The sequence below is a fragment of the Micromonospora yangpuensis genome (assembly GCF_900091615.1).
GTDB classification, from domain to species: Bacteria; Actinomycetota; Actinomycetes; order Mycobacteriales; family Micromonosporaceae; genus Micromonospora; species Micromonospora yangpuensis.
Genome location: NZ_FMIA01000002.1, coordinates 2,243,770 through 2,265,004, shown reverse-complemented (window position 1 = coordinate 2,265,004; position 21,235 = coordinate 2,243,770). Strand labels below are relative to the sequence as shown.

The window sequence follows — 21,235 nt, the reverse complement described above, 5'->3', positions numbered from 1 at the left end:
GAAGGACCTCCGCCGCCGCCTGGTGGGCAGGGAGAGCAACTCGCCGCACGTCGGCGACTCCCTGCCGCTACCGTGCGATCACGCTAAGCAGCAGTACCGGGCGATGGGGGTACACCACGTACCCGGTAACAGGGCGTACCTACAGCTCGGAAGCACCGATTCGCCGAGACAGCTCGACTGCCTCAGCCCGGATCGCCGCTGGCGCCTCCCGTGCCAGCCGCGCCGCGATGTCCCGTGCCGGCGGCGAGTACCGGACCGTCTCCGGCGATGTCGCCTCAGCCCGCGCGAGCAGATGCAGTGTCGCCTCCCGGGCACCCTCCAGATCCGCCGACCGCGCCAGTTCCACGAAGTGACGGCCACGCCGCTCCGTCGACGGAATCGACGCCGGGTCCAAGGCGTGAGCCCGGCGTTGGGCTTCGTCGGGGTCGCCGAGGTCGACGGCGCACATCACCGCGTAGACGTCGACGAGCGGCCGGGAGACGCGGGTACGCCGTCCGACGTAGCCCTCTGGCAGCGCCCGCTCGACGACTCGTCGCGCGGCATCCCAATCCGACCAGGCACCCTGGTCACCAGACCGGGCACGGGTCAGCGCCGAGCACAGATGCAGGTCGGCGAGCATCTCCGCCCACTCGGGCCCGCCGTCGGCGACTCGCGGCTCGACGAGGCCGCGTGCTTCCCGCAGCCGTTCCACTGCCTCGTCGGCGCGCCCGACGGAGCGCAGCAGGTGCGCGGCGTACCAGATGGACTGGGCGATGGCCAGCGGGTCGTCGGAGTCCAGCGCGGCGGACAGGCCCCGGTCCACAGTGAGCCACACCATTTCGCGGTCGCCGTGCCAGGCCAGGTACGCCTGGGCAAGGTGGTACGCCTGGGCAAGCAGGGCGAGGCTGGTCCGCCGGTCGTCGCCCTCGTGCAGCCGCGCGGCGCGCTGGGTGGAGTCGAGCAGGCCGGGCAGGACCAGGCCGGCCTCGGTGCGCTGGTGCCGGGAGGTGTGCCACGTCTGCCAGGCGGCGTCGATGGCACCGCCCAGGTAGGCGGGGCTCTCCGGGTCACCGTCGATTTTGATGTGCCAGGCGGTCAGGGCCCGACGCACATCGTCAACGGCGGGGTGGCTGGGCCGGACGTCGAGCGACAGCGCGACGGTGGGACCGAACAGCTCACCGAGGTCCCGGACGCCGAGGTGCGGGGCCAACTGCTGCGCCGCACGGAGGGTCAAGCCCCTCCGGCCGTTCTCGATGAACTTCACGGTGGTCGGGCTGAGCGAACTCAGTCCGGCGAGGCGCTCGCGGGAGAGCCCGGCTGCTCGGCGGAGTCGCTCGACGCGCTGGCCTGGTGTGGTGGGTTGCTCGGCGGTCATGACGGCACCTCGCCCGGGGTTGGGTACATCGTGTACCCCACGGTACGCGCCATAAGGCGCTCAGGCCCACCGACCCGTGAACCGGTCGGGTGACCGTCCATAAAGGTGTGACGGTGGTGGCCGATCATTGTGCGGACGGCGGGCTGAACGGGCGGACCCCCTGTCGGCCATCCGTCGCAATCGCACACGCCGCGACGGCAGGCGATTTCCTGGGAGGCCGGAGCAGACAGGGGATGTCACATGATGACCACCGAAGCATTCGCCGCCCGTACCAAAGGACTTAGCCGTAGCGACGAGATCGTCGCGGTCGAGAACGCGCTGCGCGCCTACTACGCCGTCGATGCCGCCCAGTTCGCCGCCCGCCTCGCCGTGACGAATTCGCTCCTTACCAAAATCGACACCTATCTCGCCGGTTCCACGACTCACCAGGCTGCCGTCAACGACCTGAGGATCGACGTCGTCCTGGCCCGCAACGCATACACCGGCGCTGTGGCAGCAGCCGGACGTGCAGCCGGTGCGGAGGTTGCCGCCATCGGCGACCTGGTGGAGGCCCACGACAAGGCCGCGCAGATGGGGATGCGCGACGAGGACGACAACGACGCCGCCCGCATCAAGACCGCGATCACGGCCGAGGGGAACCAGCTGGTCGGCCGGATGACCGGCGCGCAGAAGGACGAGGCCGTGCGCGCCGACGTGCTAGCGCTGAGCGTCATCGCCAGCGAGCCGGGAACCCACGTGACCACCCGCATCATCCTGGAACAACTGGTGAACCGCGCCGACATCACGATCTTCGACGTGTTCACCCCAGGCACCACACTGACGCCCCCACCCGCAGCCCGTAAGTACACGCTGAAGAACGCGCTCTTCCCGCCGATGGGCAAGCAGGAACGACTCGGCGCGTTCGTCCACGAGCTGACCCACGTCGACGCCGGCGAGGCGTACGGCAACACCGCGCTGCTCCTGCTGTGCAGCCCGGGGCTACTCGGCAACGGCCCCAAGCTCAAGGAGCTCGCCGCCTGCCGGGTCGCCGCCATCGCGGACCTACGAGCCCTGCTCACCGCCGACAAGCAGCTCACCGCCGCACAGCGCTCGCTCTTTGCCAGCAAGTTGCAGTACGTCCAGGAACAGGCAACGGTCGGTGTCTACGCCGAACGGTATTACTCCTTCGGCAAAATCGACGCCGCCACCCGCGACCGCCTGGTCGGCGTCGACGCCCTGATCGCGAACAGCGGCGTCCTGGTCGAGTTCGACACCGTGATCAACCAGCTACTCGTCTACCTCCAGATGTGGAAGATCAGCACCACCACGCCTCTCCACGCCCGGGTCCTGGCCATCGCAGAGCAACAACAACAGCAGCGCTGGCAGGGCTGAACGCCGGATGATTCGGATCACCGACAAGAATCTTGTCGGTGACTGACGGCTGCCAGAGTGACCCGCGTCAGGAAGTGGAGTATCGGCTGTCGATTCCTTCAAGGATGATCGACAGCCCGGTCTCGAACTGTTCGTCGGCGTCAGCGATTTCGGCCGCCTCGGTCATCCTGCTCAGATAGGGGAACTCACCGGTCGCGAGCAGGGACACCAGATAGGGCTTCATGCGCATCCGCCAGCTGTGCCGATCCACGCCGGACCGGTCGACGTTCGCCTTTTCGGTCAGCTCGGCCTGCACGGCTCCGCTCACCCAGGAGTAGATCAGGTGCAACACGTCGATCGCGTCGTCGATACTCAGACCATCGCCACCGAGCACGGCGAGATCGCGTTCCATGCCGCGTAGGTAGTTGGGACCGAGGATCGGGCGGGTGGCGAGGAGCGGAGCCAGCCAGGGGTGTCGCAGGAAGTTCTGTCGCCTGCGGCGGGCGATGACGGCCAGGTCGGCGCGGAGATCACCGGTCGGCTCCTGAGGCTCGAAGACGCTCGCCTCGTCGATCATCACCGCCCAGAGGTCTTCCTTGGTGGGCAGGTAACGGTAGAGAGTCATCGCCCCCGCGCCGAGGTTCCGGGCGATGTTTCGCGCCGAGGCGGCTTCGAGGCCTTCGGCGTCCGCGATCGTGATTGCCACCGCAGCGATCTCTTCGCGGGTGTGTGCCGGCGTCGGACCGCGCGGCGGTTTCTCCGGGCGCATCCAGACGACGGGCTTGGGCTCCGACACGACGACCAGGGTACGCGAGCCAGTACTCGAACCTGGGAAGCACTTGCGTACACCGTACCCAGTGACTACCTTGCATTAGCGTACACCGTACCCAGTTGGGGGTTTGATCATGAATGAAGCGATCATGTACACCCGGAATCTACGAAAGCAGTACGGGGACGTCGCAGCGCTGACCGGCCTGGACCTGGCCGTCCCGCCGAACCTGGTCTATGGCCTGCTCGGCCCGAACGGCGCGGGGAAGAGCACCACGGTGCGCATCCTGAGCACGCTGACCCGCCCCAGCGGCGGGCAGGCCTCGGTCGGCGGATTCGACGTGGCCCGGGAACCGGAGGAGGTTCGCAAGATCATCGGGCTGACCGGTCAGGACGCCACGCTCGACGACAAGCTGACGGCCCGGGAGAACCTGCGGATCTTCGGCCGCCTGTCGCGGCTGGGGAAGCGTGGAGCCCGGCAGCGGGCGGATGAACTGCTGGAACGGTTCGGCCTCGCCCACGCCGGCGATCGGCTGGTCGGCACCTATTCCGGCGGTATGCGCCGCCGGCTGGACCTGATCGCCAGCCTGCTGCGCGCACCCGCCGTGCTCTTCCTCGACGAGCCGACCACAGGGCTCGACGTCCGGAGTCGCATGGAAATCTGGGACACCGTCCGCGACCTGGTCGCCGACGGCACCACGGTGCTGCTCACCAGTCAGTACCTGGAGGAGGTGGACCAGCTCGCCACCGCCGTCGGCGTGATCGACCACGGCCGCCTCATCGCCGAAGGCAGCCCGGCTCAGCTCAAGTCGCGGATCGGCAGCCACATCGACGTCGTGGTGGAATCGACGGACCAACTCCTGACGGTGATGGCGTTGCTGGAAAGGCTCACCGGCCACCGCCCGAAGGCCGACGGAACGCACATCGCCGTCGCCGCGACGGATCCGGTGCCGACCCTGCCACAGATCGTGCGTGAACTCGACGCCTCCGGTGCCGTGATCCGCGACGTCGGGATCCGCGAGCCGAGTCTCGATGACGTCTTTCTCTCGCTGACCGGCACGTCCATCACGCCCGAACCGGTCGCGGCGGAGGTGGTGGGAGCATGAGCGTCCTGGTCGACGGCTGGGTCCTGACCCAGCGGAACATCCTGCGGTTGCGCCACGAACCCGGAACCCTGCTCACCATCATGCTGATGCCGACCGTGTTCGTCGTGCTGTTCGGCTTCGTGTTCGGTAGTGCCATCGGCGTACCGGGCTCCTCGAACTACCGCGAATACATGATGCCGGGCATGTTCGTGCTGGGCACCGGGACCGCGCTCTCCTCAGCGATGGTGGACATCGCGATGGACCAGTCGCGTGGCGTGATGAACCGGCTCCGCTCACTACCGACCAGTCGGGTGGCCGTACCCCTCGGCCAGAGCGGCGCGGAGGGACTCATCGGTGCGTACGGACTGGTGGTCCTGATGGCCTACGGGCTGATCGTCGGCTGGAGGCCGCACCACGGCGTCACGCAGACGCTGGCCGCCATCGGCCTGCTCCTGCTGTTCCGATACACGCTGGCCTGGGTCGGCACCTACCTCGGACTGGCGATCCGTTCGGCGTCCACCGCGGCCAACCTGGCACCCTTGACGCTGCCGCTCACCATGGTGTCCAACGCGTTCGTGCCCACCGACGGGATGCCGGTCTGGCTACGAGCGATCTGCGAGTGGAACCCGCTCAGCGCGCTGGCGACGGCGATCCGGTCCCTGTTCGGCAATCCCGGTGCTCCGGGGCCGGACGCCGCGTGGCCGCTGACCCACCCGGTGACCGCGACCCTGCTGTGGATCGGGCTGCTGTTGGTGATCTTCGTACCGCTCTCGGCACGTCGCTTCTCCCGAGCAGGCCTGTAGCTCGCACGACTTGAGGCCAGGTTCGACGGCGAGTCGGAAGAGGACAGATTCCTACCCCCGGTTCAGGAGACGAGTCCGACCCTCATCGCCAGGTCACGCGCGTCATCCCGGGTGGAACGTGGACCGTCGAGCAGGTCCACGGTGATCTGCCGGGCGTAGCCGTTGAAGCGGATCGTCTCCGGAGCCGACTCGTACGCCTTCCGCAGCACCGCCACGGCAGTCTCCTTGTCGTCCCTGCCGTAGTGCGCCCGGGCGACCTCGATGAGATGACGGGCCCGGCGCGGCCTCGACGGAATCGCCGCCGCGTCATGGCGCCGGGCCTGCCGTACCGCCTCGCCCGACTTCTGCAACTCCACCGCCACGGTCACCGCGTGAGCACCCATGATGACCCGGGAGAACGACGTCTGCGGCTGGTAGAAGTCCGCCGGCAGGCGCTGCGCCACCTGGTCGGCGCGGTCCCAGTACCGCCAGGCACGACCTTCCTCACCAGCGCGAGCAGCGGTGTACGCGGCCTCGAAGTTCAGCGCACCCCACAACGCCAGCAGATTCGTGCTCCCGTCGGCCGTGCGCGGCTCCAACGCCGACAGCACCTCCAGCGTCACCCTCATCGCGGTGTCCCAGTCGCCGGCCTCCCGATGCACCTGGCACAGGAACCATCCCGCACGGGCGATCGCCTCCGGATCACCGGACTCCTGCGCCGCCACCATCGCCCGGTCCGTCACCCGCCACAGCAACTCGGCGGCAGGCTGGTAGGCGATGAACATCTGCGCCAACCCGAGCGTCTCCGCCCACAAGGCCTGCGCCCGCCGTCGCTGGTCACCCTCGTACGCCAACACGGCCCGCTGCCCGTCCCGCAACAACCCCGGCAACAACCCACCCAGCACCGTACGGTGATCCGCCGCCTGGTGACGCGCCGCCCACGCCACCGCGAGCCGCTCCCGCAGACCCGACAACGACTCCGGCGGGGCGTCACCGGGAAGCGCGACATGGTTCAGGGCCGCCCGGACCGACACCAGCGCCGGATGCTCCGGCCCGTTGACCACAGCGGACCGCTCCCCCAACTCCGCCGCCAGGGCGGACACGTCAATCTTCAGCGCACGAGCGATCCGGTCCAGCATGTGGATACGCGGCGGCAGAATCCGGTCCGTCTCCACCGCCTTGACCCACTCGGCGCTGCGGCCCACCAACCCACCCAGCACCGTACGGGACTTCCCGGACCGCTCCCGGTAGACCTTCAACCGCTGCCCGAACGTCAACTCCGGCAAGGAATCCACCCGGAACCTCCTCACGTAGCGCGGGACGCACCACCGCATCGACCGCCGTCGCAGCCAACGCTACCGACCATCCCGACACCTCCGAACCCGCTGACGAATCCCCCGAACCCTGGAAGGGCGCTGGTAATACTGAGCGCTCTCGGAGAACATCGCCGACCTGGGGGCAAGCTCGTGGAGTCGCTCGCCGAGACCGGCCCCGGCCCACGACCGCAGCCGGCGGCGGATCGTCCGGTCCGAGCAGGCACGGGGCCCCGTACACCCAGCCGCAGCACCTACTGCCGGTCGCTCTTAATCCGTCCGGCAGGGCCAGACGCCGGCCTGTGATCGAAATTGAGGGGTCCGCTGACCGACGCGGTTTTGGCGGGAAGGCACCCACGCCCGCCCACTAACCTTCGTCGAGGGTCACTCGTCTAGTCACTCAGGCGATCGCTACAGCTCATCTTCCTCGCTCGCCGCAGTGCCACCTAGCCATGAGGTCCGCGCAATCCAACGGTAAGAGAACTCGACACCTTGCTCGACGTTCACGATGCTGCCTTCGAGGAGGTTCTCTTCAAGAGCCTCGGTCGCGGCCGCAATGGCGGCGTCCGCTGCCTGGTTGATTCGATTAGCGTGCTGGTTGCGCTCGCCCAACTGAACATCAAGGGTCAGGCGAAGGTATTTGGGCGTCGATCCAGACATACGTCCTCCACTAAGGGTGATCAAAATTTCCGGCGTTCGGGGACACTATGCACCACCTGCCGCTGAGGCGCGAGTGATCTTCGCTTCTGTCGCTAACCGGACACTTGAAGATCAACGAAGCACACTCCCAGCCGAATCTTGAACAAAAGACGTCGGTCCTCGACCTGGAAGCGGGTCGAGTGGCATCGTCCACTATGTTGTGCGCGTGCTATCCGCATCGTTTTGGTCCTGGCCCGGCTGGGGCGTTTTGTCGTCGCTCGGCACCCTCGCGACCGCTCTGGTGGCCCTGCAGGTATACCTAGCCGAGGTCTCACGCCGTCGACGTGCTGACCGGGATGCAGTTCGAGTTTGGGTAACAGACGACGACGGACTTACCGAGGTTCACATCGTGAACGACTCGAAGTTTCCGATCGTGGACACCACGATCGTCGCCCTCTATGAGCAGAGTTACTGGGCAGCAACGCTGGGGGGCATGAACTGGGCGGCGGTCGGTTGGATTGCGCGAGGTCCCCACGTCGTACACCCCTCACAGAGCGCGCTGCTGACCCTGAGCCACTTCTACTTGGGAGCACTAGATAACAACTTACCAAAGCCGGCATTGGTCCGGTTAGAGTACGAGGCAAGCACTGAGAGCCGAGTTGCCAGCTTTACCCGAATAAAGAAGCACCCAAAGAGGGTGCGAATAGTTGACTGCGGCTATCTAGAACGATATGAGCGGCAGGCAGTCAACGATGCGCGTGGAACCATCCCGGCCCCCTCCCCCGGCCGCTCTGATAGCGGATCACAGTTGCCGTCTCCGCTGTCAAGCCGGCCTTGACGGGTCCCAGGACAGGGCAGTCCGACGCGTCGAAGCCGGGGGATGCGTCACCAACGGTGCGCCGGAGCGACGCCGCCGCGCCTCGGCGAACTGCCGGCCAACGAAGCTCAACCACTCTCGGCACTACCGTTTCCGGCGGTCCCGGCTTCACGCTCTCCGCGCCAACCGCCGGTCGAGATCCAGCGCCGAGGTGCGCTGTGTACTTCCATGTCCTGCTCCGCCTCGACGGTGTCGACCCCGACGACCGGTACAACCTGGTCGGCCGCCCGACCGGGATTCCCGTCGCTGACCTCGACGCCGCCGTACATCGGCGCCCGGCAGCTCATATTCGCTACCCCGCCGCATCCCGGCCGGCCCCAGCTGGTCGATCGTCGGAGGCGAACAAGTCGACGTACGCCGAATCGGCGCCTGCGAAGGGGACGTGACTGACGCCTTGGCGGTCTGCCTGGCCAAGTAGACCACCAAGCCACCAGCCACTGCTCCACCCGACTCACCACGGGCCGCATCATTGGCACCCACACTGCCCCGGAAGCGACCATCACCAGGAGAAACTCGGCCGCGCCAGAACCCTGGCTACTCTTGATCCTCGGCGGCCGGTAGGTCGAGATAGGCCAGCAACCGCAGCATCCCGGCCAGATGTTGCAGGTCGTGCCAGAGCAGCAGCTCGTCCTCCGGCCGACGACGCAACAACGCACGAAGCTCCGCCACGTCGTCACTGCTCTGCCCGACGTCGATTCCAGACGCCGGATCTTCCTGGATGCTGAAGGCGGAACGTAGGTCCACGTTCCAGTAGTGGTCGACATCGAGAATCGATAGATCGATCTCCGAGCCGAACCGCTCCTGCACGGCGTCCAGCAACAGCACGCACACCTGACGAAGTTCCTCGACCCTGAGCGTCTCCGCCATGTGCACCGCCTTCCGGAGGGAGTGAACGCCGCTGCGGTACGAGCAGCAGAAAGGCCACCTCCCGTACTCGGGAAGCGGCCTCTGACCTGCGGAACTGAGAGTGGGCGATGCTGGTATCGAACCAGCGACCTCTTCGGTGTGAACGAAGCGCTCTCCCACTGAGCTAATCGCCCTCAGCGCGCATGACTGTACCCGATCGGCTGCCCCGGCCGCGAATCAGGGGTCAGTGCGTCGCGATGTAGTGCAGGGCTCTGGCCACCACGTCGATGCCGAGGCTGTACTTGAGCGAGAGCCAGGCGACCGTGGCGACGAAGAGCAGGCCGATCGAGCCGAGGGCGAGGCGCAGGGGCAGCGGGCGGGTGGTCGCCCATCGGGTCCAGCCCTGGACGTGCCGACGGGTGAAACCGAGTAGCCGTTTGGCCCAGTGGAACTCCACCGCCCAGATACCCAGCCCGGCGATGACCACCAGCCAGCCCGGCCCGGGAAGCGGGATCATGACGATGCCGAGGGTGACGACGAGGGCACCGACGATCGCGATGGTGATCTTGAGCGTGATCCGGCCGGTGGGGTTGGCGCGGATCAGGTCGAGCGTGGTGCGTACCCGTCGGCGGAGGTGGCGCAGGCGACCGGTCGGCGGCGCGGCCTGGACCGTGTCCGGCGCGGACCCGTTGGCCCGCCGGGCGTCCCGCGCCGAAGCCGCCCCACCAGGCCCCGAAGGCGCGGCCGAGGCCGCCCCACCAGGCCCCGACGACGCAGCCGGGGAGGAGGCAGCAGCGGAGGCGGCGGCGGGCTTGCGGCCGGGGCCACGGGAGCCGTCGGCGGGGCGGCCCGAGGGGCGCGTGCCGCCGGTGGAACCCTGCTGATCGGTCGGCACGACGTCCCCTCGTTTTCGCCCCGCACCGGCCGCTGCCTGCGACGATCTCGCCGGTGTCGGCGGATCCACTGAGGATCGATTTGCGGTCATTTCACCCCCTAGTGTGCCCCGGCCCGTCACTGGAACCGACGCCTGGACGTTACCGGAGTAAGTCGTTGTCTGAACCAACCCCGACACCGGGCGGGATCACGTTCTGGGCAGAACCGGATATCGTACAAGAATTTTCACATTCTAACGGCGTTTCCGACCCACTTCCCACCACTGGGTGAAGTCAGCGCATGGCGGAGCGTAGCCAGGAATAGCACCTGAGTATGGGAAAAGCGGGACACGGACGTTCCGCAGCGGTGCCGGGGGGAGAACGTTCATGAGTGTCATCCGACCGACGACCGTAGAGGTCGAGACGTCACTAAGGCTCGTCGCACCTGACGCCACGGCACTGCCGGTGCGCGCCAGTCTGCGGTACGACCCTGCTGACCCGTATGCGGTCCATGTCCTGTTCCATGCCGAATCGGCCGGGGGCGAGGCGGTGAGCTGGTCCTTCGCCCGCGAACTGCTGGTCACCGGCCTCGACGATCCGGCCGGGATCGGCGACGTCCGGGTCTGGCCGTGGGCCACCCCACGCGGCGACTTCGTCGCGTTGGCGCTGTCGTCACCGGACGGCAACGCCCTCTTCGAGGTGCCGCGCAGCGTGCTGGTGCGCTTCCTGCGCCGCACGTACGTGGTGGTCCCGCGCGGGCGCGAGGCCGACCACCTCGATGTCGACACGGCGGTGACCCGGCTGCTCGCCGGGCGCTGACCGACGCCTTCGGTGCCGCGCGGATCTGCCGAGTCCGCGCGGCTCCGGCTCGTCGTCAGCGGCACGTCGCCGGTCATCCGTGCGTGGTCAGGCCGCCGTCGACCGGGATGACCGCACCCGTCAGGTACGCCCCGGCGCGCGAGGCCAGAAAGATCGTCGCGCCCACCATGTCCTCGGGGCGGCCGATGCGCCCCAACGGGATCTGCTGCTCGATGGCGGCCCGGCTGCCCGGATCGTCCAGGGCGAAGGCCATCATCTTCGACTCGAACGGCCCCGGCGCGATCGCGTTGACGGTGATCTGCTCGCCGGCCAGCCGGTGCGCCAGGCTGCGGGTGAGCATGTGCACCGCGGCCTTTGTCGCCGAGTAGGCATACACCTCCATCTCGGGCACCCGCAGTCCGTCCACCGAGCCGATGTTGATCACCCGGGCCGGGGCGTCGGCCGCGGCGGCGGCCCGCAGCACGGGCAGCAGGGCGGTGGTGAGCCGGAAGACGGCCTTGACGTTCACCGCCCAGAGCTTGTCGAAGGCGCTCTCCGGGTACTCCTCCAGGGCCGCGCCCCAGGTCGCACCGGCGTTGTTGACAAGTACGTCGAGCCGGTCGGTGTGCTCCCGTACGGCGGCGGCGAGCTGCGTGACCCCGGCGTCGCGGCTGAGGTCGGCGGGGATCGCCACGCAGTTGCCCTCGCGGGACAGCTCCTCGGCCACCCGCTGGCAGACCTCGGCCTTACGCGAGGAGATCAGCACGGTCGCACCGGCCCGGACCAGCCCCTGGGCGATCATCAGGCCGATCCCCCGGGAACCCCCGGTCACCAGGACCGTCTTGCCGTCGACCGAGAACAGCTCCGTCATGCTCGTCCCCTCGCCAGTCGGCGACGGTCACCGGTGGGGCCGCCGCCGGGCCGGGCCCTGCCGCCCCGGCCCTGTCGTTGCGCAACGTAACCCGGCCGCCGATCCGCCGACAAGCCCCGCCCGGACCGGGCCCGCTGTCGGGATGCGCCCTGCCCAAGGGCCGGTTACCGTCGCAGTTGATGGTCACCTCCGGTCAGCCCTCTCCGGCTACGGACATCGCCCCGGGCCAGCCCGATCTGGCTCCGGAGGATGCGCCCACCGCCGCGGGCATCGACACGCCCACCCTCGACGACCTGGCCACCCATCCGGACTGGCGTCGCCCCACCCTGGTCGACGCCGACCTGCTGGTCCTGGTCACCGACGGGCACGGCAGCGTGGAGCTGGACTTCCGTCCGGTCACCTGTCGACCCGGCACCCTGCTGCGGGTCGGCCCCGGGCAGGCGTTGCGCTGCGTCACCGGGCCGTCCTTCGAGGCGCTTGTGGTGCGGTGGCGCGACGGCGCCCCGGCCGGACAGCCGGCACCGGCCGGGCGTACCCCGGCGTACTGGCCGCTCGACGGCGACGACGGCGCGGCGATCCGGGAGGGCATCCGCCGGCTCGCCGCCGACCTGCGCCGGTACGGCCGCCCGCCGGCCGACCGGCAGCGACGCGTCGACCCCGCCGGTGGCCCGCAGTCACGCGACGGTGGCCCGAATTCACGCGTCGGTGGCCCCCATTCACGCGTCGGTGGGCCGCGCCGTGACGGTGGCTCGCCCGCCGAGGAGTTGCTCCGGCACCAGCTCGCGGTGCTGCTGCTGCGGCTGGCCCTACTCGCCCCCGAGCCGCCGAGCACCGGCGGGGAACAGGGCACCTTCGAGCGGTTGTGCCGGGAGCTGGAACGCGGCTACCGCCACAGCCGGCGGGTCGAGGACTACGCGACCCGGCTGGGCTGCTCGGTGCGTACCCTGACCCGGGCCTGTCTGGCGGTGACCGGCCGCAGCGCGAAACAGGTGATCGACGAGCGGGTCGCCCTGCAGGCCAGCCGGTTGCTCGCCGCCACCGACGAACCGATCGCCGAGATCGGCCGGCACCTGGGTTTTCCCGAGCCGACCAACTTCGGCCGCTTCTTCACCCGCGAGGTCGGGCACAGCCCGGGGGCGTTCCGGGCCGCCCGGGAGCAGTGGACGTCCGCCGGCGACCGGGGCGCCACCAGCCGGGACCGCGGGCCAGGTAACCGGGACCGCGCGGCCGGCAGCCGGGACCTCGCGACCGACGGCCGAGACCGAGGGGCAAGCAGCCGGGACCTCGCGACCGACGGCCGAGACCGAGGGGCAAGCAGCCGGGACCGGGGAGGCGACGGCGGGGCAGGCGACGGGGGTCGAGGGACAGCCGACGGAGACCGACGGGCACGCGTCGAGGGCCGGCCGGGCACCCGGGACGAGCGGTGGACACCGGTCCGGGACCGCTGCGCGCCCGGCGGCGAGCGCCGTACGCCCGGTGCCGAGCAGCTCCGACCGGCCCTCGGTGCCCGCTCGGCGGCCACCGAGGGCGGACCGGCCCGGATCGTCCGGCCCCGACCGCCCGCCGAACGCACCGGCGAGCCCGACCGGGCATGATGGCGGGGTGCACATCTCCGCGCGCGGTGACTACGCGGTACGAGCGGCGCTCAGCCTCGCCGCCGCCCACCCCAACCTGCTCTCCGCCCAGGTGATCGCCGCCGAACAGGACCTGCCCCGCAAGTTCCTGGAGGCGGTCCTGGCCGACCTGCGACGGGCCGGGATCGTCCGCGCCCAACGCGGCGTCGAGGGCGGCTACCTCCTGGTACGACCACCCGCCGAGGTCACCGTCGGGGCGATCCTGCGGGCCGTGGACGGTCCCCTGGCCGGGGTACGCGGGCTGCGTCCCGAGGAGACCCGATACGAGGGTCCGGCGGAGAACCTGCCCCGCTTCTGGGTGGCGGTCCGGGCCGCGGTGCGCCGGGTGGTCGACGAGGTGAGCCTCGCCGAGCTGCTCAGTGGCCGGCTCCCCGCCCACGTGAAGAAGCTGACCGCGATCCCCGACGCGTGGGAGCCCCGCTGATCCACCCTCGGCATCGGGTTTCGCGAATCATCGGGTTTCGCGAATCGGAGCTTCGGGCATTCTTCGTGCCGGCAGGGCAGGAAGGTCACGAAGGGAGCCCCACGATGGGCCTGATGTTCCGAAAGCGCAAGAAGTACGGACCGCTCGTGCTGAACTTCACCGAGAACGGTTTCTCCTCGTGGAGCATCAGGATCGGCCGCTGGTCCTGGAACTCGCGGGCCAAGGCGCACCGCGTCGACCTTCCCGGGCCGCTGTCCTGGAAGCAGGACAAGTCCCGCTCCCGGGCCTGACCTCGGACGGGTGAACGGGGTGCCGGTACCCACCGGCACCCCGTTTCCACGCCCGGCCCCGGTACCGGCGTCGCTCGGGCCCGCCTTGATCGGGCCCGGCGTTGCTCCGGCCCGGCGTTGCTCCGGCCCGGCGTTGCTCCGGCCCGGCGTTGCTCGGGCCCGGCCCGGTGTTTCAGGGACAGCAAGGCACGGCAGGGCCGACAATTGCCGCATGGGCCGGGAGCGGCAGCAGCGGCAGGCGGTCCTCTCCTGTCTCCTGCTCCTGGTGGCGTACTTCGTGGTGCCGGTGCAGCCCGACCCGAACGGGGCCAGGCTCGCGTTCCGGATCGTGGCCACGGTACTGATGGTGGTGATCGTCGTGCTGCTGGTGACCGGCCAGGTCCGCCGACAGCTCGCCGCCGACCAGGCCGCCGCCCGGCAACTCGCCGCCGACCGCACCGCCGGCCCTCCAGCCGCTGGCCCTCCAGCCGACGGTCAACCAGCCGCCGACCGCACCGCCGACGGTCAACCAGCCGCTGGCCCTTCAGCCGACCAGAAGGCCGACGGTCAACCCGCCGACGGGCAGCAGGCCGACGAGGAGCAGCTCTCCTCGTTGATCCACCTGGCGGTGGCCCTGGTCGCCGGCCTGTTGGCCTTCGCGCTGGCCGACTACGTCATCGCGCTCAGCGCGCCGGGCCAGTTCGTCAACCTGCGGACCCGGATCGACGCGCTCTACTTCGCGCTCGCCACCCTGACCACGATCGGCTACGGCGACGTGCACGCCAACGGCCAGTTCGCCCGGGTGGCGGTCTGCCTGCAGATGGTCTTCAGCATCGGGGTCATCGCCACCGGGATATCGCTGGTGGTCAAGCAGTTGATCCGGCCGCCGCGTCGCCGACGGCGTGGATGACCACGTCGCCGCCGAGCCGGCCCGCCTCGGGGTCACGGCGTACCGCCCCGGTGGCGAGCAGCTCGGTCAACGCCCGGACCGCGTCGGCGGCCCGGTAGACGGTCCCGGTGAGAGCGTGCCGGCGCAGCTCGGTGACCGTACGCGGGCCGGAGCGACCCAACTCGGCCAGGAGTTCCCGACCCAGCGGCCCGACCTCCGGCTCGGTCGAGACCGTCAGCGGCACCGGATCGCGCGGGTCCGCCGGGGCCGGCAGGGTACGCAGGCGTAGCGGCTGCTCCGCGCCGACCGCCCAGAGCGCGGTCTTGAACGCCTCCAGGGCCCGGTCGGAGCTGGTGGCGAAGGCCACCACCCGACTCACCCCCGCCGCTGCCGACGACAGCCCCGCCTCGGCGGACGTCAACTCCACCTCGGTGACCAGCGGAAACCGCTGCGCCAGCCCGGCGCGGACCGAGGCGTCCGCGACAAGCAGCAACTCGGCCGGGCGTCCGGTCGCTGCCGCGGCCACCACCACCGATGCCGGGGTGCCGGCGGGACCGGGCGGTACGACCAGGGTGAACACCGGCGCACCGGCCGCGCCGGCCGCCTTCAGCGCCACCGGCAGCCGGGTCACATCGCCGGGGACCAGGTGTACGGCGACCTCGGCCGGCAGGCTGGCCTCGACCGCACCGAGCCGGGCCGCCAGATCGGTGCCAGCATCGGTGCCCGAGTCCGAGCCGGTGCCGGTGCCAGAACCGGTGTTGGTGCCGGCCCCAGACCCGGTGCCAGAACTGGTGTCGGTGTCGGCGAGCACCAGCACGGTCAGTCGGGCGCCGCGCAACCGGTCGGCGTACCGGCTGATCTGGCTGAGCGCGCCGGTCAGCGTCCCGGCGTCACCCGCGCCGCAGGCCAGCGCGAGGGTGGCCCGCCGGGACCGCTGCAGTGCGGCCGGCAACCAGGCGTCGAGTTGTCGGCTGAGCAGCCCGGAGAGAACGGTGTCGGTCGGCATGCTGTCGTTCTACCGCACCGACGGTCCGACGCCCCCACCGCACCACCGGACCCACCGGTCCAGCCCACCGGACCAGAATCCGGCGGGCCGGACCAGCGGGCTGAACCAGCGGGCTGGACCGGCGGGCCGGGTCAGTGGGCCGGTCAGGCGGGGACCGAGATGCCCACCCCGCCCCGGGTCTGCCCGCCGTACCGCTGGCGTTCGCGGGTCAGGTCCAGCCGGCCGATCCGCTTGCGGGCGGCGAGCGCGGTGTCGTCGAGCTGGTCGGCGGGGACCAGCCAGACCACCTCGAACTCCAGCCCGTCCGGGTCCCGGCCGTACAGACTCTTGGTGGTGCCGTGGTCGGAGGTGCCGACCAGGGCGTCGGCGGCGGCGAGCCGCTCGGCGGTCGCGGCCAGCTCGTCGAGGGTGTCGACCTCCCAGGCCAGGTGGTACAGGCCGACGGTGCTGCGACCGGCGGCCGACCGGCCGGCACCCGCGCCCAGCTCGAACAGTCCCAGGTCGTGGTCGTTGGTGCTGTCCGGGGCCTGGAGGAAGGCGGCGCCCCGGAACCCGTCCGGGGTCATCGGGACCGGCCGGAAGCCGAGCACGTCGGCGTAGAAGGCGACACCGCGGTGGAGATCGCTCACGTAGAGCACGGCGTGGTTCAGGCGGTGGATTCCCATACCCCGACCGTAGCGCGATTTAGTTGAGCGTTCAACGACCTGGGTATGCTGTGACCCATGACCCGTTGGCTGGATCCGGAGGAGCAACGCACCTGGCGGGCGTACGTGGCCGCCTCCCGGGCCTTGATGGAGACCCTCGACCGGGACCTGCAACGCGACGCCGGCATGCCGCACGCGTACTACGAGATCCTGGTCCGGCTCTCCGAGGCCCCGCAGCGGCGGATGCGGATGAGCGAGCTGGCCACCCTGACCACCTCGTCGCGCAGCCGGTTGTCCCATGCGGCGGCGCGGTTGGAGGCCGCCGGCTGGATCCGCCGCGAGGACTGCCCGACCGACCGTCGGGGTCAGCTCGCGGTGCTCACCGACTCCGGTTTCGCGACCCTCCAGGCCGCCGCCCCCGGCCACGTGGCGGGGGTACGTCGCCATCTGTTCGACGCGCTCAGCCCCGAGCAGGTGGAACAGTTGCGCCGGATCAGCGAGACGTTACGGGATCACCTGGGCGTTTCCTGACCAAACACCCGCGCCAGGGGTTGTACATATTGTCGCGGGGCGAGCACGATGGGGCGTGTCTTCGGGGCTGGCTGAACTGACTGTCCACGCACACCAGATGGTGTCCGATGGTGACCTGCACGGTGCGCGACGGCTGCTCGCCGACGCGTTGGCCGATGCCGACCCCCGCCCGGCGTACGCCTCCCCCGAGCTGGCCGAGGCCGCCGGGCTGCAGGCGCGGGTCCTGGTCGCGCTCGGTGAGCCGCACTCCGCGCGGGGCTGGGCCGCCTTCGCGTACGCGGTGGCCACCCGCCTGTACGGACGCTCCGATCCGCAGACCATCTCCGCGGCGGCCACCCTCGCCGCGGTGCTGCACCGGGTGGGCAGCGATGCGCGGGCCGCCCGGCTCTACGCCGACGTCATCATCGAACTGACCGCCACCGACGGCCCCGAGTCGCTGCGGGTGCTCGCCGCCCACGCCGATCTGGCCACCGTGGAGTACGCCCGGGGCCAGTGCACGGTGGCCCGGGACCGCCTGCAGGACGCCTGGGAGCTGCACCGGGAGGTCTACGGCGACGGCCATCCCAGCGGGATCAAGATGCTCGCCCGGCTCGGTTCGATGCAGCGCGACTGTGGACGCTTCACCGACGCTCAGGAGAACCTGACGTACGCCGACGAGCTCTGCCGTCAGCACCTCCCCCCGGGCGATCCGCTCGCCGCGCAGGTGGCAAAGCTGGCCAGGGCGGTGGCCAACCCGCAACACGTCTGCCCCGACGCCGAACCCACGACCCCGGCCGAGCCCGCGACCTCAGCCGAACCGACGACCCCAACCGAGCCCACGACTTCAGCCGAGCCCACGAGCTCAGCCGGGCCGACGACATCAGCCGGGCCGATGAGTTCAGCCGAGCCCGTGACCGGACCGGCAACGTCAGGCGAACCCGAGTTGTCGGACGGGCCAGCGACATCGGACGGGCCAGCGCTGGCGCATGGAGCTGCGACGTCGGGCAGTCCAGCCTGGTCGGGTGGGCCAGCGACGTCGGGCGGTCCAGCGGTGTCGGGCGGGCCAGCATGGTCGGGTGGGCCAGCGACGTCGGGCGGTCCAGCGGTGTCGGGCGGGGTCAGCGTGCCGGCGGCCCGGGAACCATCCGTCGACGAGGGGCGGGCGGAGCCGGGTGGTCCGACGGCGGCCGAACGGACGCCGGCACCGTACCCGGACAGCGCGGCCACCGCCGCGACGGCCTCGGCTCCGTCGGCGGTGCCCGCGCCCCGGCTCCCGGCCGACGACCCCGACGCCGACTGGTGGCCCCCGGAGGAGGGTGACCACCACGCCGATGCGGCGTACCCCTTCGACCGGCCGCCGGCCGACCGGACCCAGCCGGCCGACGCGACAGCGCCCATCGACGCGGCCGGGCAGCGCGCCACCCCGTTCGGGCCGGCGTCCCCGTCCGAGTGGGGCACGCCGGCCGAGAGCCCGGTGCCGCCGGCGGTGATGGCGCTCGCCCGCAGCGGCGAGGAAAGCCCCGGGGTACGCCGGGTGCGGCAGCCGCCCGAGCCGGAGCCGGAGCCACCGTCGCGGCTGCTCCCCGTCGTGGTGCACCGGCCGCCGCCGCCTCGACCCAACCGGCTGGTACCGGTGGTGGTGGCGGGGGTGCTCGTCGTGCTGCTCGGCGCGGCGGCGGTGATCGCCGGGGTGTCCCGCGTCGACGACTCCCGCGACGACCAGCCGGTGCCCGCCGGCCCCTCCCTCAGCGCCAGCGCTCCCCCGGCACCGGCGGCGACCCCCGGTACCCCGCCCGGATCGGTGGTCCTGCGCGACAACCGTAACGACGTACTGCTGCGGTGGCGCTATCCGGCGGGCGCGGAGGGGCCGGTGGTGGTCGCCGGTGGCCCGACCGGGCAGGATCCGCGTGCCTTCACCGAGCTACCGGCGGGGACGGAGACGTACACGGTCTACGGTCTGGACCGGGACGTCGACTTCTGCTTCACCGTCGCCGTCGTCTGGTCGACCGAGAAGATCGGCCGGTCCCGCCCGGTCTGCACCGAACGCGGCTGACCCCTGCCGGACCCGCAACGACCGCCCCGCCGTCGGTGCACCTGGACCAACCCGAGCAGCTACTGAAAGATCTTGGAAGAATTGTGCCCCCGGAGGGGCTGAACAGCCCCCGGAGGGGCCGAAATCCTCCAAGATCTTCTGGACGGGGCTGCTCGGGTGGGCCGCTCCGCCTGGTGTGGATCGGAGCCCTCCGACAACCGCTCGGACACCGACCCGGTTGACCGCCCCAGGGCCCTGACCGCAAACCCGAACCACCGTGCACCGCTCCTCACGTCTGCACGCCCCCCGCTCCCACCCTCCTCCGCAGCCGAGGCACCTCACTCTCTCCGTACCCGAATGCGGTGTAGATCTTGGACACTTACCGTCCAAATAGAACGGTAAGTGTCCAAGATTCACCTCGGGGAGCGCTTTGGCGGCGACGGGGGGTCTGGCTCGGGGTGTTCGGGTGGGCGGGTGGTCTAACCATCGAGGTCTGGATCGGGCAGCACCGGCACGAACAGTCGGACCTGCAGCCCCGGTCCCACGCCGCCCGGACCATCAGCCCCCGGACCATCCACCCCCGGACCGGCGGCGTCCGGACCGGGGGCGTCCGGACCGGCGGCGTCCGGACCGGCGGCGTCCGGGGCGGGCGCACGGGTGGGACCGGCGGTGGTGAGTTCGATCGTGCCGCCGCTGCGGCGGACCAGTTCACGGACGATGGCCAGCCCCAGCCCGGCGCCACCCGCATCCCGCGCCCGCGCGTCGTCACGCCTGGTGAAGCGGTCGAAGACCCGTTCCCGGTCCGCCTCCGGGATGCCCGGCCCGTCGTCGGTCACCGTCACCAGGTGGTACGCCCCCGACCCGACGGTGGCCGCCCGACCGGTGTTGGCGTCGACGCTGTCCGCGGGTACGGCGGCCAGCACCACCTCGCGGTGCGCGTGCCGGACCGCGTTGTCGATCAGGTTCGCCAGGATCCGGGTCAGGTCGTCGGGGTCGCCGAGGGTCCACAGCGGCTCGGGCACCGGCGCGACCCGTACCGGTGGGGTGGGGTAGCGACGGGCGACGGCCGTCAGCAGCGCGCCCAGCTCGACCGGTCCGGCCACACCGCGTCCCCAGCCGGCGCTGGCACCGACCGGGCCGGCACTCCCGCCCGCCGGAAAGGAACCACCGACCGGGCCGGTGCGCCCGGCCGCCGGCAAGGAACCACCGACCGGGCCGGCACTCCCGCCCGCCGGAAAGGAACCACCGACCGGGCCTGCACCCCCGGCCGCCGGGAAGGGGCCGCCGGCCGCCGGGAAGGGGCCGCCGGCCGGGCCGGTCTCGTCGAGGCGGGCCAGCAGCAGCAGGTCGTCGACGAGCCGGCTGAGCCGTTCGGTGTCGGTCAGCAGGTTGCCGGCCACCGCCGGCCAGTCGGTCCGGTCCGCCAGGCGTTGCGCCACCTCCAACTCGGTACGCATGTTGGTCAGCGGGCTACGGAGCTCGTGCGCGGCGTCGGCGACGAAGGCCCGTTGCCGGGCCCGGGCGTCGGCGAGGCGGTCGAGCATGTCGTTGAGGGTGACCGCCAGCCGGTGGATCTCGTCCCGCGACGCCGGTACCGGCAGCCGGCCGCTGCTGGCGCCCCCGGTGATCTCGGCCGCGCCGCGCCGCAGCTGTTCCACCGGACGCAGGGTGGCCCCGAGCACCCGCCAGGCCACCACGGCGATCCCGGCGACCAGCAGCGGAAAGGCGATCAGCAGCATGGTCTGGACCACCCGCATGCTGTGACTCACGTCCGCCATCGACTTGCCTACCAGCACGGTGAGCGGCTCGGTAGGCGTGCCGGCCGGTACGGCCACCACCCGGACCGGTCCGTCGAGGCCGAGCCGCTGCCCCGGTACGAAGGTGCGCTGCTGCCCGCCCCGGTCGCGCTGGTCGCCCTGGTCATCGCCCTGATCATCGCCCCGGTCATCGCCCCGGTCGCGCTGGTTGAGCTGGTCGCGCGGAAGCATCGGGACGAGGCGGTCGGCGTCGATCGAGGCGGCGAGCACCCGGCCCTGGTCGTCGATCACCTGGACCCGGGACTGGCCCCCGGCGACCGGCAGCGGGTCGGGCAGGGCGTCCTGCTCGGCGAGGCGAACGATGGTGTCCGCGGTACGCAGCGCCTCCGTGTCGATGGAGCGTTGCAGGGTGTACCCGAGCGCGCCGAAGAGGATCAGCCCGCCGGCGGCCAACCCCGCGGTGAGCCCGAGCACACCGATGATCATCAGCCGGGCGCGCAGCCCGAGCGTTAGGA

The 21,235-nt window shown here is 70.9% G+C and carries 19 protein-coding genes, 1 tRNA gene and 1 pseudogene; 10 read left to right on the top strand and 11 right to left on the bottom strand.

Annotated elements, in window-relative coordinates; translation table 11 throughout:
* Window positions 1-139 precede the first annotated feature (139 nt).
* On the bottom strand, window positions 140-1,354 hold the full coding sequence (locus tag GA0070617_RS10380; RefSeq protein WP_091435871.1) for a helix-turn-helix domain-containing protein: 1,215 nt from the start codon (window positions 1,352-1,354) through the stop codon (window positions 140-142).
* Window positions 1,355-1,594: 240 nt separating this feature from the next.
* Between GA0070617_RS10380 and GA0070617_RS10375 the strand changes: the two genes are divergently transcribed.
* Entirely contained in the window at window positions 1,595-2,725 is a 1,131-nt protein-coding gene (locus GA0070617_RS10375; protein ID WP_091435869.1) for a hypothetical protein, read from the top strand.
* A 67-nt stretch (window positions 2,726-2,792) separates the two neighbouring features.
* Here the strand turns inward: GA0070617_RS10375 and GA0070617_RS10370 are convergent, their stop codons facing one another.
* Window positions 2,793-3,500, bottom strand: coding sequence for a TetR/AcrR family transcriptional regulator C-terminal domain-containing protein (locus GA0070617_RS10370; protein WP_217628783.1), 708 nt, complete (start codon window positions 3,498-3,500; stop codon window positions 2,793-2,795).
* Between the two features lie 109 nt (window positions 3,501-3,609).
* Here GA0070617_RS10370 and GA0070617_RS10365 point away from each other — a divergent pair, with 109 nt between their 5' ends.
* Window positions 3,610-4,578 carry an ATP-binding cassette domain-containing protein gene (locus GA0070617_RS10365; protein ID WP_091435867.1) on the top strand — a complete coding sequence of 323 codons (969 nt, stop codon included), beginning with the start codon at window positions 3,610-3,612 and terminating at the stop codon, window positions 4,576-4,578.
* Entirely contained in the window at window positions 4,575-5,360 is a 786-nt protein-coding gene (locus tag GA0070617_RS10360; protein WP_091435865.1) for an ABC transporter permease, read from the top strand. The genes GA0070617_RS10365 and GA0070617_RS10360 overlap by 4 nt, the downstream gene beginning before the upstream one ends.
* A gap of 62 nt (window positions 5,361-5,422) precedes the next feature.
* Here the strand turns inward: GA0070617_RS10360 and GA0070617_RS10355 are convergent, their stop codons facing one another.
* The 5 genes from GA0070617_RS10355 to GA0070617_RS32380 all read right to left on the bottom strand — a co-directional run bounded on the left by GA0070617_RS10355 (window position 5,423) and on the right by GA0070617_RS32380 (window position 9,909).
* Window positions 5,423-6,634: a helix-turn-helix domain-containing protein gene (locus GA0070617_RS10355; protein ID WP_091446205.1), complete on the bottom strand. Its 1,212-nt coding sequence runs from the start codon at window positions 6,632-6,634 to the stop codon at window positions 5,423-5,425.
* Window positions 6,635-7,063: 429 nt separating this feature from the next.
* Window positions 7,064-7,312: a hypothetical protein gene (locus tag GA0070617_RS10350; RefSeq protein WP_091435863.1), complete on the bottom strand. Its 249-nt coding sequence runs from the start codon at window positions 7,310-7,312 to the stop codon at window positions 7,064-7,066.
* Window positions 7,313-8,702: 1,390 nt separating this feature from the next.
* Window positions 8,703-9,035, bottom strand: a complete 333-nt coding sequence (locus tag GA0070617_RS10340; RefSeq protein WP_139135631.1) for a hypothetical protein — start codon at window positions 9,033-9,035, stop codon at window positions 8,703-8,705.
* A 101-nt stretch (window positions 9,036-9,136) separates the two neighbouring features.
* Window positions 9,137-9,208: transfer RNA gene (locus GA0070617_RS10335), tRNA-Val, on the bottom strand.
* 50 nt (window positions 9,209-9,258) lie between these two features.
* On the bottom strand, window positions 9,259-9,909 hold the full coding sequence (locus GA0070617_RS32380; protein WP_373868343.1) for a TIGR02611 family protein: 651 nt from the start codon (window positions 9,907-9,909) through the stop codon (window positions 9,259-9,261).
* Window positions 9,910-10,273: 364 nt separating this feature from the next.
* Between GA0070617_RS32380 and GA0070617_RS10325 the strand changes: the two genes are divergently transcribed.
* Window positions 10,274-10,705 carry an SsgA family sporulation/cell division regulator gene (locus tag GA0070617_RS10325; protein WP_091435854.1) on the top strand — a complete coding sequence of 144 codons (432 nt, stop codon included), beginning with the start codon at window positions 10,274-10,276 and terminating at the stop codon, window positions 10,703-10,705.
* A 73-nt stretch (window positions 10,706-10,778) separates the two neighbouring features.
* Here GA0070617_RS10325 and GA0070617_RS10320 read toward each other — a convergent pair whose 3' ends face one another.
* A complete protein-coding gene (locus GA0070617_RS10320) occupies window positions 10,779-11,555 on the bottom strand; it encodes a glucose 1-dehydrogenase (RefSeq protein ID WP_091435852.1) in 777 nt (258 codons plus the stop codon).
* A 236-nt stretch (window positions 11,556-11,791) separates the two neighbouring features.
* On the opposite strand from GA0070617_RS10320, the pseudogene GA0070617_RS10315 reads away from it, so the two are divergent.
* The 4 genes and pseudogenes from GA0070617_RS10315 to GA0070617_RS31425 all read left to right on the top strand — a co-directional run.
* A pseudogene (locus GA0070617_RS10315) lies at window positions 11,792-12,733 on the top strand (helix-turn-helix domain-containing protein); the annotation flags it as partial.
* 424 nt (window positions 12,734-13,157) lie between these two features.
* The gene (locus GA0070617_RS10310) at window positions 13,158-13,613 is read left to right on the top strand and encodes an RrF2 family transcriptional regulator (RefSeq protein WP_091435850.1); all 456 of its coding nucleotides are present in this window, start codon (window positions 13,158-13,160) and stop codon (window positions 13,611-13,613) included.
* Window positions 13,614-13,717: 104 nt separating this feature from the next.
* The gene (locus GA0070617_RS10305; RefSeq protein ID WP_091435848.1) at window positions 13,718-13,903 is read left to right on the top strand and encodes a DUF4236 domain-containing protein; all 186 of its coding nucleotides are present in this window, start codon (window positions 13,718-13,720) and stop codon (window positions 13,901-13,903) included.
* Window positions 13,904-14,114: 211 nt separating this feature from the next.
* Window positions 14,115-14,792: a potassium channel family protein gene (locus tag GA0070617_RS31425; RefSeq protein ID WP_229688322.1), complete on the top strand. Its 678-nt coding sequence runs from the start codon at window positions 14,115-14,117 to the stop codon at window positions 14,790-14,792.
* Here the strand turns inward: GA0070617_RS31425 and GA0070617_RS10295 are convergent.
* Complete coding sequence (locus GA0070617_RS10295) at window positions 14,749-15,777, bottom strand: hypothetical protein (RefSeq protein ID WP_091435845.1); 1,029 nt, start codon at window positions 15,775-15,777, stop codon at window positions 14,749-14,751. The two genes, GA0070617_RS31425 and GA0070617_RS10295, sit on opposite strands and share 44 nt — an antisense overlap.
* Before the next feature lie 143 nt (window positions 15,778-15,920).
* Window positions 15,921-16,442 (bottom strand): VOC family protein, encoded by a 522-nt coding sequence (locus GA0070617_RS10290; RefSeq protein ID WP_091435844.1) that lies wholly within the window; start codon window positions 16,440-16,442, stop codon window positions 15,921-15,923.
* A gap of 57 nt (window positions 16,443-16,499) precedes the next feature.
* On the opposite strand from GA0070617_RS10290, the gene GA0070617_RS10285 reads away from it, so the two are divergent.
* The gene (locus tag GA0070617_RS10285) at window positions 16,500-16,952 is read left to right on the top strand and encodes a MarR family winged helix-turn-helix transcriptional regulator (protein WP_091435842.1); all 453 of its coding nucleotides are present in this window, start codon (window positions 16,500-16,502) and stop codon (window positions 16,950-16,952) included.
* Window positions 16,953-17,049: 97 nt separating this feature from the next.
* A complete protein-coding gene (locus GA0070617_RS10280) occupies window positions 17,050-18,984 on the top strand; it encodes a tetratricopeptide repeat protein (protein ID WP_229688323.1) in 1,935 nt (644 codons plus the stop codon).
* 458 nt (window positions 18,985-19,442) lie between these two features.
* Here the strand turns inward: GA0070617_RS10280 and GA0070617_RS31420 are convergent, their stop codons facing one another.
* A complete protein-coding gene (locus GA0070617_RS31420; RefSeq protein WP_229688324.1) occupies window positions 19,443-21,206 on the bottom strand; it encodes an ATP-binding protein in 1,764 nt (587 codons plus the stop codon).
* Window positions 21,207-21,235 lie beyond the last annotated feature (29 nt).